This window comes from Mesorhizobium sp. P3_A9 (assembly GCF_056402975.1).
The window spans coordinates 1-2,165 of the sequence record NZ_JBFUGJ010000592.1 but is presented as its reverse complement, the minus strand read 5'-3'; the positions used below and the strand labels follow the sequence as shown (position 1 = coordinate 2,165).

Here is a 2,165-nt window from a genome sequence, read left to right as displayed (position 1 = left end):
ACGCTCGACTCCCTTATGAACGATACCCGCCGGCAGCTGGATCTGCTTAATACCGGTGACGGCGATTTTTCAAGGATAGGCAAGGCGGGGCTTGCGAGATTCGCCGAACTTTCAAAGGAACTGAAATCAGGCGCCATCGATGCGGTTGATTTGCAAAGCGAGCTAGGCAAGATCCGCCTCGACCCGACGCTTTCGAAGAACGCACGCGAGTTCGCTAAGGGTCTGCAGGATACCGCAGCGCAGGCGGCCAAGGTAGCAGCAACGATCCCGGCTGACCTGGAGGCGAAGGGAATCGCCGTTGACAATCAGAAGGCCACAAAGACGCTCGCTGAAGTCGCGGCCGGCTTCAAGGACGTCAAGGGGAACGCCAGCACTGCCGACGCCACGATCGCCAAGCTGTTCGGCACGATAGATAGCGGTGGGTCGGATGGTTTCGGCGTCACGCGGTCGCTTGGTGGCTCCATCCAAGGCGTCGTCGGCCAATTCGAACAGGCGGACCAGGCCATCCGGAAGATGCGGCGCGAGCAGGCGCAGAGCATGCTGGATCTCAGCAAGCAATTCCGCGACACCACGGCAGAAGCGGAAACACTGAAGGAAGCCATAGTTACGGCCGGTGGCAAGGAGAATATCCAGGCCTTCTTCGGCGACGTTCGCAACATCGATGGCGCCAATGCGGCGCTCGGCAACACCGTAGGGATCGTCAACAGACTCTTCGATGCGATGAGCACCGGTAGGGCCACGGCTAGCGATGTGGCATCCGGTGTCGACTTACTGCGTCAGACGCTTATTGATGGCGGACTCGGTGTCGAGAAGGTCAACGCTTTCATTGACAGCCTGGTTCGCGCCAGGATGCAGATGGATTCTGATATTGGTAAAGCCGCGCAACTTAACAGCGCTATCCAGGCGATCCAGAATCGCACAGTCACCATCACCGTTGTAACTCGCCAGGTCGGTACAGGCACGCAGTCGACCTACGATGTGCCTAAACAAGATGGTAGTGGCACCAGTGGTGTCGGCGTTACCCGCTATTCCTCCGATCGCCAAATCTCATCTACGCCGATCTTCAACACGTCGACCAACTCATGGGGTTACGTCCAGCCAACTACCTACCAAGACCCGGCTCGTTTGGCGCAGGTGAACGCCGCATACCCGCAGCGAGCAGCCGGCGGACCAATCTCGGCTCAGTCGCCCTATTGGGTGGGTGAGAGGGGACCTGAGCTAGTCGTTCCTTCGGGCGCTGGGACGGTCATCCCGAACGCACAATCGATGGCTTTGGCCAATCCGCAATCGGCATTTACGGGACGTGAGGCTACCACAGACGAAAATCGCATGTGGACGGTCCAGATGAACATTGAGGCGAACACGCGCAAGACCGCGCAGGCGCTCGATGATCTAAAGACTAGCGGCTCTATCGGCGGCTATGGTAGCGGCGGCGGTGGCTCCTCGTCCGCAGGTTCAACAACCGAAGACCCGCTTAAGGCGGCTTATCGGAGGGCGCTGGCGACCGCTAGGTCGAACTATGCAATGATCGGCGGCGTCCAACCCATCGGCTATGGAGCGGATGGTCTCGCCGCCACACCCGAGCAGATTGCGCGCCGCGCCGTATATGGCTTCGCACCAGGCGGTATGATTGGCGGCGATTCCCGAGACACCCAGAAGGTCGAATTCTTCAAGCGGCCATCTGAAAAGGTGATCATTGCCGACAACGACCAGATTAGCGACCAGCGTAGCGGTTCGTCGTCTGGCGGTGGCGGACAACGGCCAATCGTCATCAACCAGACCCACAACTGGAACGGCAATGCACCGCCAACCAGGGAAAGCCAAGCTGCTGTTCGCGCGGCAACCGCTGCCGGCATTCGCGACGCTCTGAGGTCCGTCAATGGTCGATAAGATGGCTGCCCGGCTCGCATTCATGGTCTCGGCAGGTGTCGTTCTTGCGCTGTCCTGGCCGTTCTAGAGATTGTCGGGGCGTGCCTTGGCCCGTCGGTGACCACGGATGTACTGGCACCGGCGGGACTTCGTCTCGGCCCTATTCTTTCGGCCAACCGCTGGTGTCGATCGGCATTCGAAAGTCGAAATCCTCAAGGCTGCGAGCAATGTCGCCATCGAAGTCTTGTACGGCGTGGTGTTCTCCGACCAAGACGATCGTGTGCACCTCCTCCGTT

The 2,165-nt window shown here is 59.5% G+C and carries 1 pseudogene; it reads left to right on the top strand.

Annotation, left to right across the window (positions count from 1 at the left end):
* Positions 1 to 1,890, top strand: a pseudogene (locus tag AC1DX0_RS34970) (hypothetical protein); the annotation flags it as partial.
* Positions 1,891 to 2,165 lie beyond the last annotated feature (275 nt).